At 65.9% G+C, this 13250-nt stretch carries 13 protein-coding genes; 9 read left to right on the forward strand and 4 right to left on the reverse strand.

Annotated features, from left to right (window positions below; all coding sequences use genetic code 11):
- Nucleotides 1-36: 36 nt before the first annotated feature.
- From PCA20602_RS02555 to trmB, 5 genes are all read left to right on the forward strand, one after another.
- The gene (locus PCA20602_RS02555) at nt 37-843 is read left to right on the forward strand and encodes a DUF3348 domain-containing protein (RefSeq protein ID WP_069342538.1); all 807 of its coding nucleotides are present in this window, start codon (nt 37-39) and stop codon (nt 841-843) included.
- Nucleotides 824-3874 carry a DUF802 domain-containing protein gene (locus PCA20602_RS02560; RefSeq protein WP_150719816.1) on the forward strand — a complete coding sequence of 1017 codons (3051 nt, stop codon included), beginning with the start codon at nt 824-826 and terminating at the stop codon, nt 3872-3874. Before PCA20602_RS02555 ends, PCA20602_RS02560 begins: the two co-directional genes overlap by 20 nt.
- Complete coding sequence (locus PCA20602_RS02565) at nt 3871-4536, forward strand: OmpA family protein (protein ID WP_150719817.1); 666 nt, start codon at nt 3871-3873, stop codon at nt 4534-4536. Before PCA20602_RS02560 ends, PCA20602_RS02565 begins: the two co-directional genes overlap by 4 nt.
- Before the next feature lie 133 nt (nt 4537-4669).
- A complete protein-coding gene (locus PCA20602_RS02570; RefSeq protein WP_174980722.1) occupies nt 4670-5485 on the forward strand; it encodes a DUF2894 domain-containing protein in 816 nt (271 codons plus the stop codon).
- A 217-nt stretch (nt 5486-5702) separates the two neighbouring features.
- Complete coding sequence (gene trmB, locus PCA20602_RS02575; protein WP_150719819.1) at nt 5703-6527, forward strand: tRNA (guanosine(46)-N7)-methyltransferase TrmB; 825 nt, start codon at nt 5703-5705, stop codon at nt 6525-6527.
- Nucleotides 6528-6616: 89 nt separating this feature from the next.
- Here trmB and PCA20602_RS02580 read toward each other — a convergent pair whose 3' ends face one another.
- The 4 genes from PCA20602_RS02580 to PCA20602_RS02595 form a co-directional block, all read right to left on the reverse strand.
- Nucleotides 6617-7459, reverse strand: coding sequence for an undecaprenyl-diphosphate phosphatase (locus PCA20602_RS02580; RefSeq protein ID WP_150719820.1), 843 nt, complete (start codon nt 7457-7459; stop codon nt 6617-6619).
- Nucleotides 7460-7529: 70 nt separating this feature from the next.
- Nucleotides 7530-8060, reverse strand: a complete 531-nt coding sequence (locus PCA20602_RS02585) for a DUF1439 domain-containing protein (protein ID WP_246181986.1) — start codon at nt 8058-8060, stop codon at nt 7530-7532.
- Between the two features lie 243 nt (nt 8061-8303).
- Complete coding sequence (locus PCA20602_RS02590) at nt 8304-8567, reverse strand: YkgJ family cysteine cluster protein (protein ID WP_069342546.1); 264 nt, start codon at nt 8565-8567, stop codon at nt 8304-8306.
- Between the two features lie 140 nt (nt 8568-8707).
- Nucleotides 8708-9490 carry an SDR family NAD(P)-dependent oxidoreductase gene (locus PCA20602_RS02595; protein ID WP_150719822.1) on the reverse strand — a complete coding sequence of 261 codons (783 nt, stop codon included), beginning with the start codon at nt 9488-9490 and terminating at the stop codon, nt 8708-8710.
- 97 nt (nt 9491-9587) lie between these two features.
- On the opposite strand from PCA20602_RS02595, the gene PCA20602_RS02600 reads away from it, so the two are divergent.
- From PCA20602_RS02600 to PCA20602_RS02615, 4 genes are all read left to right on the forward strand, one after another.
- A complete protein-coding gene (locus tag PCA20602_RS02600; RefSeq protein WP_150719823.1) occupies nt 9588-10319 on the forward strand; it encodes a TetR/AcrR family transcriptional regulator in 732 nt (243 codons plus the stop codon).
- A 160-nt stretch (nt 10320-10479) separates the two neighbouring features.
- Nucleotides 10480-11148, forward strand: a complete 669-nt coding sequence (locus tag PCA20602_RS02605; protein WP_150719824.1) for a protein-L-isoaspartate O-methyltransferase family protein — start codon at nt 10480-10482, stop codon at nt 11146-11148.
- Between the two features lie 148 nt (nt 11149-11296).
- Nucleotides 11297-11620, forward strand: a complete 324-nt coding sequence (locus PCA20602_RS02610; RefSeq protein WP_150719825.1) for a rhodanese-like domain-containing protein — start codon at nt 11297-11299, stop codon at nt 11618-11620.
- 63 nt (nt 11621-11683) lie between these two features.
- Nucleotides 11684-13165 carry a TolC family outer membrane protein gene (locus PCA20602_RS02615; RefSeq protein ID WP_246181987.1) on the forward strand — a complete coding sequence of 494 codons (1482 nt, stop codon included), beginning with the start codon at nt 11684-11686 and terminating at the stop codon, nt 13163-13165.
- The last annotated feature ends 85 nt before the right edge of the window (nt 13166-13250 follow it).

Genomic DNA, 13250 nt, shown 5'->3' on the forward strand with positions numbered 1-13250 from the left:
AGTGTAAACTGCTGGGTTTTCGACCCCCCCAGTGGAATGGTGCAAGTGTCCCGGCGTCCCGTTATCAGCGCCCCAACACTCATACGCTCGCTGGCCCGCCTGAGCTCGTTCGCGCCCCCGGAGGCCGCGCCGTCGCTCTCGGACCGCATGAGCCAGTGGCTGGGCTGGACCGACGCCATCGCGCTCTCGTCGGCCCTGAAAGCCAACCCGCCGGCGGCAACGCCCGGCGCGCGTTCGGCTGCGCAGGACCCGGCGAGCGCGCTCGCCACACTCGCCCGTGTGCGCGCCGAGCTGGCCGCCGCCATCGCCCGCGATTGCGGGCTGGCCGCCGCCCCCGGCGGGCAGATCCGCGCCCTGAGCGCCGCCGAGCGTCAGCGCGCCGCGTCCTTCGCCGAATTTCCGGCGTATCGACAGCGCTACGCGACCTCGCAGCAGACGATGGATACGGCGATCAGCGCCCTGCGCACCCGCCTGCGGGCCCAGTTGGCCACGCAGTCGCCGGACGCCGCCCGACTCGCCAGCGTCGACGCCGTCATGGAGCGTGTGATGGGCGCACGTGAGCGCACACTGCTTGCCAGCGTGCCGAATTTGCTCGAAGGGCATTTCGTGCGGCTACGTGACACGGAACAGGCGGCCATGGCCGCCCCGCGCGTGCCCGGCGCCCCGGCGCTACCGCCGGCCGGCACATGGCTCGACACCTTCCACCGGGATATGCAGAGCGTTTTGCTCGCGGAACTGGATATACGCCTGGAACCGATCGAAGGGCTGATCGCCGCCCTCGCCTCGGTGACTCCCGGCGAAAACGTTAGTGAACCCGGACAACATGACCCGTTACCTCGTTGATCTCGTCGCCTTTGTCGCAGGTCTGGCCGTCGTCGGCTGGATCGCCATCGGCTATGCCGGCACCAATACCCTCGCACTCGCCGTCGCGCTGCTGATCGCCGCCGTGTATCTGATCGGAGCGCTCGAACTCAAACGCTTCCATCAATCGACGAACGCGCTCGCCCGTGCCGTCGGCAGCCTGAACGCCGCCCCCGCCTCGCTGCCCTCGTGGCTCGACACGCTGCCGGCCGGACTGCGCACCGCCGTGCGTCTGCGCGTGGAAGGCGAACGCGTCGGCCTGCCCGGCCCGGCCCTCACGCCGTACCTCGTCGGCCTGCTCGTGCTGCTCGGCATGCTCGGCACCTTCCTCGGCATGGCCGCCACGCTGCGCGGCACCGGTATCGCGCTCGAAGGCGCGACCGATCTGCAAGCGATCCGCGCTTCGCTCGCCTCGCCGGTCAAAGGCCTGGGCTTCGCCTTCGGGACGTCCGTCGCCGGGGTCGCCACATCCGCCATGCTCGGCCTGCTCGCCGCCCTCGCCCGCAAGGAACGCGCGCAGGTCGTCCAGTCGCTCGACGCCCGCATCGTCACGACATTGCGCGGTTTCTCCCAGCAACATCAACGCGAGACCACGCTGCAACTGCTTCAGCAGCAAGCGACGGTCATGCCCGCGCTCGTCGACCGTCTGCAAGACATGATGGCCGCGATGGAGCGCCAGAGTCAGGCGCTCGGCGAACGTCTGGTCGCGAATCAGGACGCGCTTCACGCCAAGACGGATGCCTCCTACGCGCAACTGACCAGCGCGATGCAGCAGTATCTAAAGGACAGCGTCGCCACCACGGCAAGTGCCGCCGGTGCCGCGATTCGTCCGGAAGTCGAGGCGACGATGGCCAGCCTCGCACGTGAAACCGCCACATGGCACCAGACCGTCTCCGCCGCCGTGCAAGACCGCATGGATGGCCTGTCGGACCGCTTCGAAGCCACGACGGCGCGTGTGGCCAGCGTCTGGAAAGATTCGCTCGACGCTCAATTGCGCACCAATGAATCGCTCGCAACCGATCTGCGCAGCGCCCTCGGCGACTTCACGCAAACGTTCGAGACCCGTTCGTCGCGACTCGTCGACGATGTCGCTACGCGTCTGGAAACGGCCACGGAACACGTCGGCAACGCCCATGCCGGCGTCGCCAAAACGTGGGAAGCGTCGCTCGTCACGCAACAACGCAGCCACGACGCGCTGGCTGAAAGGCTGGACAGCGCCCTCACGCAATTCGCACAGACCTTCGAGACACGTTCGGCCAAGCTGGTCGACGACATCGCCGTGCGTCTGGAGACGACGACGGGGCAGGTCAGCACCGCGCATGCGGGCATTGCGCAGACGTGGGAAACATCACTCACCACACAACAACAGACGAACGACGCGCTCGCGAAGGCCCTCAGCGCCACGCTCGCGCAATTCACCGACTCGTTCCAGACGCGTTCCGCCGGCCTGCTGGCCGACGTCACCACGCGACTCGACAATGCCACCGGCAGCATCGCCACCGCGCAGACCACCGTGGCCGAAGCCTGGCAACAGGCGCTCGGCCAGCAGCAACAGTCGCACGATACGTTCACGCAATCGCTCGGCGCCGCACTGGAGCGCTTCGCACAAACGTTCGAAGCCCGCTCGGGCGCACTGCTGGCAGATGTGGCCACCAAGCTCGACGCGGCGAGCGGCAACCTGAGCGGCGCGCACGAGCGCGTGGCGCAGGCGTGGGACCAGTCGATCGCGTTGCAGCAACAGGCCAACGCCGCGCTGAACGCCGAACTCTCCGCCGCGCTCACCCGCTTCACCGACACCTTCGAGCAGCGCGCCGTCCATCTGATCGACGGCGTGAGTCAGCGCACCGAGGGCGCGATGCACAGCGTGTCGGAGACGGCGGCTGTCGTATCCGGCGAATGGAAGCAGGCGATCACGGCGCAGCAGTCCGCCAACGACACCCTCGCCCGTGATCTCGCCGACGCCCTTGGCCGCTTCGCCGAGACGTTCGAATCGCGCGCGTCGCAGTTGCTGCAAAGCGTCTCGTCGCAAATGGATTCGACGTCCGCCAACGTCGCACAGACGTGGCGCGACGCGGTCGCGGAACACGCCCGCACGAACGAGCGTCTGGCCGACGGCAACCAACAACTCGTGACGGCAACGACGCAGGCGTTCACCGAGCACAGCGCCTCACTGCTGCAAGCGCTCAGCGCCGCCAACACCGCGCATCACGACGCCACCGCCGAGCGCGAGACGCAGCGTCTGTCCGCCTGGACCGAAACGCTCGAAGGCACGCTCGCCACGTTGCGCTCGGAATGGCAGCAGGTCGGTGCGCAGACGGCAAGTCAGCAACAAGCGATCTGCGACACGCTCGCGCGCACGGCACTGGAAATGTCGGAGCAAACGCGCGCCAACGCGAGCGACACCATCGCGGAAATCTCGCGTCTGGTGCAGACGGCATCGGAAGCCCCGAAGGCGGCCGCCGAGATCATCGGCGAACTGCGTCAGAAGCTCTCGGACAGCATGGTGCGCGACAACGCCATGCTGGAAGAACGCTCGCGTCTGCTCGACACGCTGGGCACGCTGCTCGACACCGTCAAGCACGCGGGCAACGAACAACGCGCTGCCGTCGACGAACTGGTGACGACGTCCGCCCAACTGCTGGAACGCGCCGGTGCGAATCTGGGCGACGCCATCGCCGCGCAGACGGAAAAGCTGACGGAGGCATCGGCGCAGGTCACCGGCAGCGTGATCGAGATCGCCAGCCTCGGCGACGCCTTCGGGGCGGCCGTGCAGTCGTTCGGCGAATCGAACACACAGTTGCTCGACCATCTGCAACGCATCGAGGCCGCGCTCGACAAGTCGATGGCGCGCAGCGACGAACAACTCGGCTACTACGTCGCACAGGCTCGCGAAGTCGTGGAACTGAGCGTGATGTCGCAGAAGCAAATCCTCGAGAACCTTCAGGACATGGCGCAAACGCGCGCACAAGCCGCGTCGCAGGCGAACGCGCAACCGGGTAGCGTGGCAGCATGAGGGACGAATTCGACGCGGATATCGCGGACGGCGACGTCGGTGCCGCCGCGCCGACCTGGGCCGTCTTCGGCGATCTGATGTCGGTGATGCTCGGCGCGTTCGTGCTCATCATGCTGGGCGTGATCGGCGTGCAGATCGAGCTGTCTGCCAAGCTGGATCGCGAAGTGAAGGAGCGTCAGGTCGAGACACAACGCCGCGAGACGCTGGAGAAGGCGCTTGCGGGGCCGCTTGCGGGCGGTCGCGTCACGCTGGTGAACGGGCGTATCGGCATCAGCGGGAACGTGCTGTTCGCGCTGAACTCGGACCAGTTGCAGCCGCAGGGCCGTGAAGTGCTGCGCAGTCTGGCTGCGCCGCTCACCGCCTATCTGCGCGCGAGCGACGAGATTCTCATGGTCAGCGGCTTTACCGACGACCAGCAGGTGCGCGAGACGAATCGTCGATTCGCGGACAACTGGGAGCTTTCGGCACAGCGCGCACTCACCGTCACGCGCGAACTGATCGCCGCCGGTGTGCCGCCGGCGTCCGTCTTCTCCGCCGCTTTCGGCTCGGAACAGCCGGTGACGTCGAACGCCGATGAAGCGGGACGCGCGAAGAACCGTCGCGTGGAAATCGCGCCGATGCCGCGCAGCAGCGCCAGTAGCGCAGGCAAGCCGAAGGCCTGACATGCCCGATACCGCCAAGGCACAACCTCCGATGCACGCAGCCGCAACGACTGCCGACGACACGGCGACACCCGATCGTCCGGACGATGTGCTGACGTCGGACGCCGGGACGCCAGCGTGTGCGGACGCACCAATGTCCGACGATCAAGCTGTCCCCTTGGTCCCCTTGGTCCCCCTCGCCCCCGACGCGATTGACGCACAACTCGCCGCATGGCGTGACGGCGGTGTCGACAGACGCGATCCGGTGCGGTTTCATCGCATCGAAGCGCTCTCGCAGCGCTTGCAGGCCTATCGCGGAGATGTGCGCCGCGTGCTGGAAACGCGTCTGGGCATGCTGGCGGCGGAACTCGCGAAGTCGCTTGGCGACACGCAGGCGTCGTCTGCAACCAGCGAGGCACCTGACGCAGCCTCGCCGCTCGCCGTGCTGACGACGCAGATCACGCAACGCATCGGCGTGAGCGAGCGCCCTGCCCCGTCGACAGCCCCCCGCCCGGGTCGCCCCGCAGCGCCGGGCGTCACAGTTGCGCACACGCCTGCGCCCGCTCAAGCGCAAGCGAACGCAACGGCATCCCCGAAGCGCCCCGTCACACCGCCCGCGCCGGCGCCTGTGGCGATCACGCCCACGGTCATTGCGACCGACGACGCGTTCGAAGACCTCGACGTGCTCGAATACTTCCGCGAGACGTGGTCGAAGCTGAGTACCGACGGCAATCTGCGTCAGTCGCTCGCGCAGGTGCCCGAAAACGCCGGACCGCTCAATTCCAGCCATCTCGTGCATCGTGCGCTATCGCTCATGCACGACGTTTCCCCCGACTACCTGCGTCACTTTCTGCGCCACGCCGACGCGCTCTCGTGGCTCGAAGACATGGAAACCACGGGCGTTTTCGGCAACAAGAGTGCTGCACGGGTGGCGGCGAGCGCCAAGCCGTCGCGCGCCAAGGCACGCTAAGCCACGACAGGCGCTGCGGCGCGCCGAGGACGCTGCTGGCCGTCAACTTGCCAGTCAAGGGGGTTCCGGTGGATAATCGAGCCCGTTCCCGACGCCGCAGAGTGACGAACCGCGCGGGAAAATCCTTTGAAAAATCATCGTGTTGGACGCTACGCATCACACGCGCCGCACGCAGCACTCCTCGACAAGCCGTCGTCCCTGACGGCTTTTTGTTTCCATGACGAACCACGGACAACCGCCGGCTGACGACGCGCTCCCGGCCCACGACGACGCCGATCTCGACGCCTCGTCGACCCACGCCTCTCCCGATTCGGAAGACGACGCGCACGACTCGCACTACGTTGGCCCGGACGGCGTGGCCCATCCGCGCCGCATCCGCAGTTTCGTGCGCCGCGCCGGACGCAGCTCGGAAGCGCAGAAGCGCGCCTTCGACGAACTCGGCCCGAAGTTCGTGCTGCCCTACGCCCCCCAGACGCTCGACTGGCCGGCCGCATTCGAACGCGCCGATGCGCCGCGCATCCTCGAGATCGGCTTCGGCATGGGCGACGGCACCGCACACATCGCGAAGCTGCGCCCGAACGACGATTTCCTCGGTGTGGAAGTGCATGAACCAGGCGTGGGCGCACTGCTCAAGCTCATCGGTACGACCCCGCTGTCCAACGTGCGCATCATCCAGCACGATGCGGTGGAAGTCGTCCAGCACATGCTCCCGGAGGGCTCGCTCGACGGCGTGCACGTCTTCTTCCCCGACCCGTGGCACAAGAAACGCCACCACAAGCGCCGCCTGCTGCAGCCGCCGTTCGTGGCGCTGCTCGCGTCGCGTCTGAAGCCGGGCGGCTATCTGCACTGCGCGACGGACTGGCAGGAGTATGCCGAGCAGATGCTCGAAGTGCTCGGCGGTGAAGCGTCGCTGGAGAACACCACCACCGACGCGAGCGGTTACGCGCCACGCCCGGACTATCGTCCCGTGACGAAGTTCGAGAACCGTGGCCTGCGCCTCGGTCACGGCGTGTGGGATCTGGTCTTCCGCAAGCGCGGCTGAACGCGACCGGACACCTCTCGCACACCACGAAAAAGGGCACCTCACCGGTGCCCTTTTTTTCATGCATTCGACACTCAGCGTCCGGAAACTCAGTCCGCCCAGGCCACCAACCCGCTGTACGCCGACGCCAGCACCACCAGACCAAACACGATCCGGTACCAGGCGAACGCCGTGAAGTCGTGCGACGCGATGTAGCGCAGCAGCCAGCGCACGCAGATGAAGGCGCTGATGAACGCAAAGACGAAGCCGATGCCGAGCAGCCCGAAGTCCGAGACTTCGAGCATCGAACGCGACTTGTAGAGTTCGTAGATCGTCGCGCCGAACAGGATCGGAATCGCGAGGAAGAACGAGAACTCGGTCGCCACGCGACGCTCCAGCCCGAACATCATGCCGCCGATGATCGTCGCCCCCGAGCGCGACGTGCCGGGCACCAGCGCGAGGCACTGTGCGAAGCCGACCTTCAGGGCATCGATGGCGCTCAGGTCGTCGATCGAACGCACGCGCGGTGGCTTGCCGGCCTCGACGTTACTACGGTTGTGACGCTCCACGAGCAGAATGATCACGCCACCGACGATGAATGCCGTCGCCACCACCAGCGGATTGAACAGCACCGCCTTGATGTGCTTGCCGAACAGCAACCCCAGCACGATGGCCGGTACGCAGGCGATGATGACGTTCACTGCGAAACGCCGCGCCTTCGCGTCGCTGCCCAGCCCGCACACCACCTGCGCGATCTTCACGCGAAACTCCCAGCACACCGCGAGAATGGCGCCGAACTGGATCACGATGTCGAAGATCTTGCCTTTCTCGTCGTTGAAGTTCAGCAGGCTGCCGACAAGAATCAGGTGCCCGGTCGAGGAGATCGGCAGAAATTCGGTCAGGCCTTCGACGACACCGAGAATGACGGCTTTGAGCGCCAGCAACAAGTCCATGCAATGCGTTCCTGAAGAGTGATGAGAGAGGGAAACCTGTGTGAGGGGACGGCGAAAGGACAGCGAAGTCTCAGCGCGTGTCGAACTTGACGTTCACGCCATGCGACAGCACGGTGATCGCCCCCGGCTGACGCATCGCGCCGCCGATGTTGAGCTGCTCGGGCTTGAACGTGTAGATCGGGGCGCCTTGCAACAACTGCGTCGCGATCAGCGCGCCCGCCGCGTTCATCTGACGCGCCCAGCGCTCCGGCAAACCGTCGATGGTGAAGGTCTCGACCTCCGGGTCCTGCAACACGACGGACAGCGTGGCCGGGTCGTACGCGAGCGCACTGTCGATGGCGAGCGTGCCCGTGAGTGGTGCGCCACCGAGCGGATGCGTGACGGTCGCATCGACAGCCACGGCCAGACGGTTGCGCTCGGGCAACAGCGTCAGGCGCGGATGCGACAGATTGACGTCGAGCACCGCCAGCACACGACGGTCGAACGGGAACTTGCGTTCGAGCGCGCGCTGCAACTGGCTCTCGGAGAAGGTGTAATCGTTACCGAACGGCAGGCCCGCACACGCGGCAAGGCCCATGGCGAGCGCCGCAGCGCCGGTCATCGTCAACCAGCGGCGGCGGGCGTGGACGGTGTGGGACGCAGTCCCATCGCACTGCCGACGATCGTTCGAGTCTTGAGGAGCTTGAGGAGTTTGAGGAGTGTTACCCGGCATGAGGCGTTCCGCTTCAGGGCGTCCAGCGCCCGACACGCGCGACTATAGCACTCGCCTGTGACACGGCTCCACGTCGACCTAAGCCAGCCTGATGTCGTCCTGATAACCATCAACGGTGCGCCAGAGATACGCTCAGGCGGCCATCGGCGCGGTCATCGCTTCCAGTGCCGATAACCAGGCAATGGCCTGCGCGCGATCCTCGCCGCACATCTCCCGCGACGGCTGCAACGAACCGCAAACGGCCGGACGCTGCGGGCTGCCGAAGATCCGGCAGCGGTCGTCGTCATCGAGCTGCACGCAACGCGTGTTCGCCGGCTTGCCGTTCGGCATGCCGGGAATGGGCGTCGAGATCGAAGGCGCGATGCAGCAGGCCGCGCAATGGGGTCGGCAGTTCATGAACAGTACAGGGGATGCTGGGCGGTGAGGCGAATGACGCCGTCCGCTCGGGACGACGTCTCAGGGCCGCGCATTTTACCGCGAGTGTTGCGTGGGACGTCGGAAGGCGGCAAATGCTGTCGACACGGTCATGCAAGAACTTACCAGGGCAGATCGCCCTTGAGATCGAAGAAGCCTCCCGTGACCGCGCCACGCTCGCCGAGCGCGAGGATCACCACGCTGCGCACGCCGTCCGCCAGCCCCTGACGCGCGCGCTTGCCGCTCGCGTCCGTTGTCAGATCGGCAGGCGCGCCCGGATCGACCGAGTTCACCGTGATCGACGTCTCACGCAACGTCTGCGACAACTGCACCGTCAGCATGTTGAGTGCCGCCTTCGAGGCGTTGAACCCGATTTGCCGGAATGCCGCATGCTCCCACGCCGGATCGTTGTTTTGCGCGAGCGAGCCGAGACCGCTCGACACGTTGACGATACGCGCGCCTTCCGAGCGCGACAGCCACGGCAGCATGGCCTGCGTCACGCGCAGCGTGCCGAAGAAGTTGGTCTGGAAGACCCGCTCCACCGCTTCGATGGACGCCTTCTCCGGCGTGTCGTCGCGCGGATCGGTCACGCCGGCGTTGTTCACCAGCACATCCAGACGCCCGTGATAGCGGCCGATTCGATACGCCGCCGCATGCAGCGTCTCCGGACGCAGCAGATCCAGCACCAGCGTCTCCGCCTGAAAACCCGCCTTGCGCAGCGGCGCGACGACTTCGTCGCCCTTCGCCTCTTCGCGCGCGCCCACCAGCACCGTCATGCCCGCCTCGGCCAGCTCGCGCGCGACTTCCTGCCCGATTCCCCGGGTCGCGCCGGTCACCAGCGCCACTTTTCCCACATGGCGTTCGGCGTCCTCGCGCACCGCATTCTCGATAGCGTCCCGTTTCATCACTGCTCCCGTCGAATTCCCTTTGTTCTGCGCCCGACCGCACGCAAATTTGTTAGCATCGAGTTTATGAAGAATCCTTCAGATTTTCTATTCGCATATGAAACCGGCCGGCCGATCCCCCGCAACGCCCCGTAAATCACCGCAGCAGGCGCGTTCGCGCGTCACCATCGACGCCATTTTCGAAGCCGCGCTTCAGGTTTTGCTGCTCGATGGCGGGCGTCAACTGACCACGACGCGCGTTGCCGAGCGTGCGGGCGTGTCCGTGGGCACCCTGTATCAGTACTTCCAGAACAAGCAGGTGCTGCTGTACGCCGTGCTGGAGCGCCACATCGACCGGATCGTCGAGACGGTCGAGCAGACGTGTCAGGGCGCGCACGGCCAGGCGCTGGACGTGATGGCGCGCGAGCTGGCGACGGCGTACGTCGGCGCCAAGATGCGCGATATCGAGGAAGCGCAGGCGTTGTACCGGCTTTCCGAGGATCTGGACGGACGCGAGGTGTTTTCGCATGCGGCGGCGCGTATGCACGCGGCGGTCGTCGGCATGCTCCGGACAGCCCATAACGCGCGTTTCGACGATCCCGAGACGGTCGCCTTCGTCTTTCTGAACTCGATGACCGGCCCGATCAAGGCGATTCTGGAAAATCGTGCGCCGGCCGGCACCTGCCATGAGACGCTTTCCCGCCAGATCGCCGACCAGATGGCGACGATGTGCGGTGCTTATTTGCAGTGCGTCGCCCGCTGTGCCGCCGAGGATTCACGCGGTGTTGCACCCGATGGGACGCCGGGAGTGACGATTGAAGTGCCGCCCCTGCCCGAGCCTGCCGCCTGAGTCAGACCGTCACGTCATCGTCGTTGGTTGACCAACAGATTCCCCCGCAATCGTTCCGAATTGCGGCAAAAGTTCACGCATCAACATGACCGCCGCCCGGAACTGGTAAAATGCCGGGTTGTGTTTGCCTCGTTTGCCATACTACCCACGAGTAATCGAAATGAATTACGAACAGGCCCGCTTTAACATGATCGAGCAGCAGATCCGTCCCTGGGACGTGCTCGACCAGGAAGTGCTCAAGCTGCTGGAAGTCGTCAAGCGCGAAGATTTCGTGCCGGCGGCACTGCGCGAGATCGCGTTCACGGATGTGGAACTGCCGCTCCCGGGCGCCGCGATTCCCAACGAAAGCCAGCATATGTTGTTCCCGCGCGTGGAAGCCCGCATTCTGCAAGCGCTCGCGCCGAAGAAGAACGAGAATGTGCTCGAAATCGGCACGGGCTCGGGCTACATGGCCGCGCTGCTGGCGTATAACGCGCATCACGTCACGACCGTCGAATTCGACGCAAACCTCGCACAGACCGCCCAGCAGACGCTGCGCGCCAATGGCGTGACCAACGTGGAAGTCGTCAACGCCGACGGCGCGCAGGGCTGGAGCGCTGCCGCACCGTACGACGTGATCGCCATCTCCGGCGCGCTGCCCGAACTGCCGCAAGCGTTCCTGAACCAGTTGAAGGTCGGGGGCCGTCTGGCCGCATTCATCGGCGGCAGCCCGGTCATGGAAGCGTTGCTGATCACGCGCGTGTCCGAGACCGAATACCGCACTGACAACCTGTTCGAGACGCAAGTGACCTATCTGGTCGCGCCGCATCCGTCGAGCTTCAAGTTCTAAGCCCGGCGACCGGGCAGGCGGGCGGTTCGTTCACGGACTGCACGCCCCCGGATGCCGCGAGCGGACCGGTTCCGCGTACCTTCGTTTGGGGACGAAAGTACGAGCGAACGAGAACCGGACGCCATCGATTCGTCACACGTAGAACATCATGCAAAACATTACACCGGCGCAATTGGCCCAGTGGCTCGCGGATGGGGAACGCGGCCAACCCACGCTCCTCGACGTGCGTGAGGACTGGGAAGTGCAGACCTGCCACATCGCCCAGAGCAAGAACGTGCCGCTCGGCGACGTGCCCGCCCGTCTGAGCGAACTGGACGCCGACGCGCCCATCGTGTGCATCTGCCATCACGGCATGCGCAGCGCCCGCGCCGCAATGTTTCTGGAACAACAAGGCTTTTCTCAACTGTTCAATCTGGACGGCGGTATCGATGCCTGGGCTCGCCAGGTCGATCCGTCGATGCCGACCTACTGAGCCAGGGCCGTGCGCCCCCCGAGGTTTGCCGCGCGACAGCGCGCGGCCAGCCATGCGCCTGCCTTGCGCACCCGTTCTGCGAGCGCCGTCGTCTGCACGATGGCGTTCTCGGCCTTCATTGCGTTCATGGGCCACGCCGCACCCGCCGGCGCCACCGACCTGCTCCATCTCTACAGCGAAGCGCAAAATCGCGACGCCCTGATTGCCAGCGCTCGGTCGGCCTACCTCGCCAACCTCGAAGCGTTGCCGCAAGCGCGTGCCGCCCTGCTGCCGCAAGTCACCGCGCGCTGGGGGTCCGTCAATACGCACTACGGCTCGGGCAACATCTCGAACACATTTGGCAGCAGCGGCTACAGTCTGGCGTTGACGCAGCCCCTCTTCCACTGGGATAGCTGGCAGTCGTATCAGCAAGGAAAGCTGACGGTCGCGAGCGCCGAAGCGGCATTCGCACAAGCGCAGCAGGATCTGATTCTGCGCGTGGCGACTGCCTACTTCGACGTGCTCGCCGCACAGGACGATCTCGCGCTCGCCGGCACGCACAAGCAGGCCATTGCCGAGCAACTGGCGTCCGCGAAGCGCAACTTTGAAGTCGGCAACGCGACCATCGTCGACGCCAACGAAGCACAGGCGAGCTTCGATCAGGCCACCGCGCAGGAAATCGCCGCGCAGAATACGCTCGACGTACGCCGCGCGGCGTTCGCTCGCATCGTGGGGCATCAGGTCGGCTCGCTCGCCACGTTGCGCGCAGGTTCCACGCTGCCGTCGCCCGAACCGAACAACGTCGCCGACTGGGTCACGCAGGCCGAGCAGTCCAATTACGGCGTGCAGTTGCAAGCGCTCACGCTGGAGATTGCGCGACGCGAGACGTCCAAAGCCAAGTCGGGCTACATGCCGTCGGTCGATCTGGTCGCGGCCGGCGCGCACTCGAACGTCGGTAACGCCAACAGCCTGCTCACTTCCGCGATGTCGAGTCCGTCGAGTCAGGGAACGGGGCCGAGTTCTGCCGGGCAGATCGGCATTCAGATCAGTATCCCGATCTTCTCGGGCGGCTCGGTGCAGAGCAAGATGCGCCAGACGCTCGCGCTCGAAGACAAGGCGCAGAGTGATCTGGACGATGCGCGACGGCTCGCCGTGCTCGGTGCACGCACGTCGTATCTCGGCGTGTCGAGCGGGCTGGCGCAGGTCAAGGCGCTGGAAGCGGCCGAGCAATCGGCGCAATCGTCAGTCGCGTCGAACAAGCTCGGCTATCAGGTCGGCATTCGTATCAACGCCGACGTGCTCAACGCCGAAGACAAACTGTTCACCACCCGACGCGATCTCGCCAAGGCACGCTACAGCACGCTGCTCTCCAGTCTGCAACTGAAGGCCAGCGCCGCCACGCTCGTGGATACCGATTTGCAGTTGCTCAACGCGCTGCTCACGGAGAACCCGGACGCCTCCGCCGCCATGGCAGGCGCGCGTGGCGAGGCGACACCAGCCAACGCCGGTGCGGGATTGCCGGAACGCGGCGTGCGCCCCGGGACGACAGCACCGCTGCGCCGCTGACGGTCGCACTGGCCCGGCGACGCTCTCCCCGTCATCCGCACGCCGACAAAAAAGCCTCGCATCGCCATTGCGGCATGCGAGGCTT

Source organism: Pandoraea capi, from assembly GCF_902459735.1.
Classification (GTDB): domain Bacteria; phylum Pseudomonadota; class Gammaproteobacteria; order Burkholderiales; family Burkholderiaceae; genus Pandoraea; species Pandoraea capi.

Excerpts from the sequence above, each read along its gene's own strand:
- PCA20602_RS02570 (WP_174980722.1), top strand. The coding sequence starts at position 4,670 with ATGTCCGACGATCAAGCTGTCCCCTTGGTCCCCTTGGTCCCCCTCGCC.
- PCA20602_RS02600 (WP_150719823.1), top strand. The coding sequence starts at position 9,588 with ATGAAACCGGCCGGCCGATCCCCCGCAACGCCCCGTAAATCACCGCAG.
- trmB (WP_150719819.1), top strand. The coding sequence starts at position 5,703 with ATGACGAACCACGGACAACCGCCGGCTGACGACGCGCTCCCGGCCCAC.
- PCA20602_RS02555 (WP_069342538.1), top strand. The coding sequence starts at position 37 with ATGGTGCAAGTGTCCCGGCGTCCCGTTATCAGCGCCCCAACACTCATA.
- PCA20602_RS02605 (WP_150719824.1), top strand. The coding sequence starts at position 10,480 with ATGAATTACGAACAGGCCCGCTTTAACATGATCGAGCAGCAGATCCGT.
- PCA20602_RS02590 (WP_069342546.1), bottom strand. The coding sequence starts at position 8,567 with ATGAACTGCCGACCCCATTGCGCGGCCTGCTGCATCGCGCCTTCGATC.
- PCA20602_RS02595 (WP_150719822.1), bottom strand. The coding sequence starts at position 9,490 with ATGAAACGGGACGCTATCGAGAATGCGGTGCGCGAGGACGCCGAACGC.
- PCA20602_RS02580 (WP_150719820.1), bottom strand. The coding sequence starts at position 7,459 with ATGGACTTGTTGCTGGCGCTCAAAGCCGTCATTCTCGGTGTCGTCGAA.
- PCA20602_RS02610 (WP_150719825.1), top strand. The coding sequence starts at position 11,297 with ATGCAAAACATTACACCGGCGCAATTGGCCCAGTGGCTCGCGGATGGG.
- PCA20602_RS02585 (WP_246181986.1), bottom strand. The coding sequence starts at position 8,060 with ATGACCGGCGCTGCGGCGCTCGCCATGGGCCTTGCCGCGTGTGCGGGC.
- PCA20602_RS02560 (WP_150719816.1), top strand. The coding sequence starts at position 824 with ATGACCCGTTACCTCGTTGATCTCGTCGCCTTTGTCGCAGGTCTGGCC.
- PCA20602_RS02565 (WP_150719817.1), top strand. The coding sequence starts at position 3,871 with ATGAGGGACGAATTCGACGCGGATATCGCGGACGGCGACGTCGGTGCC.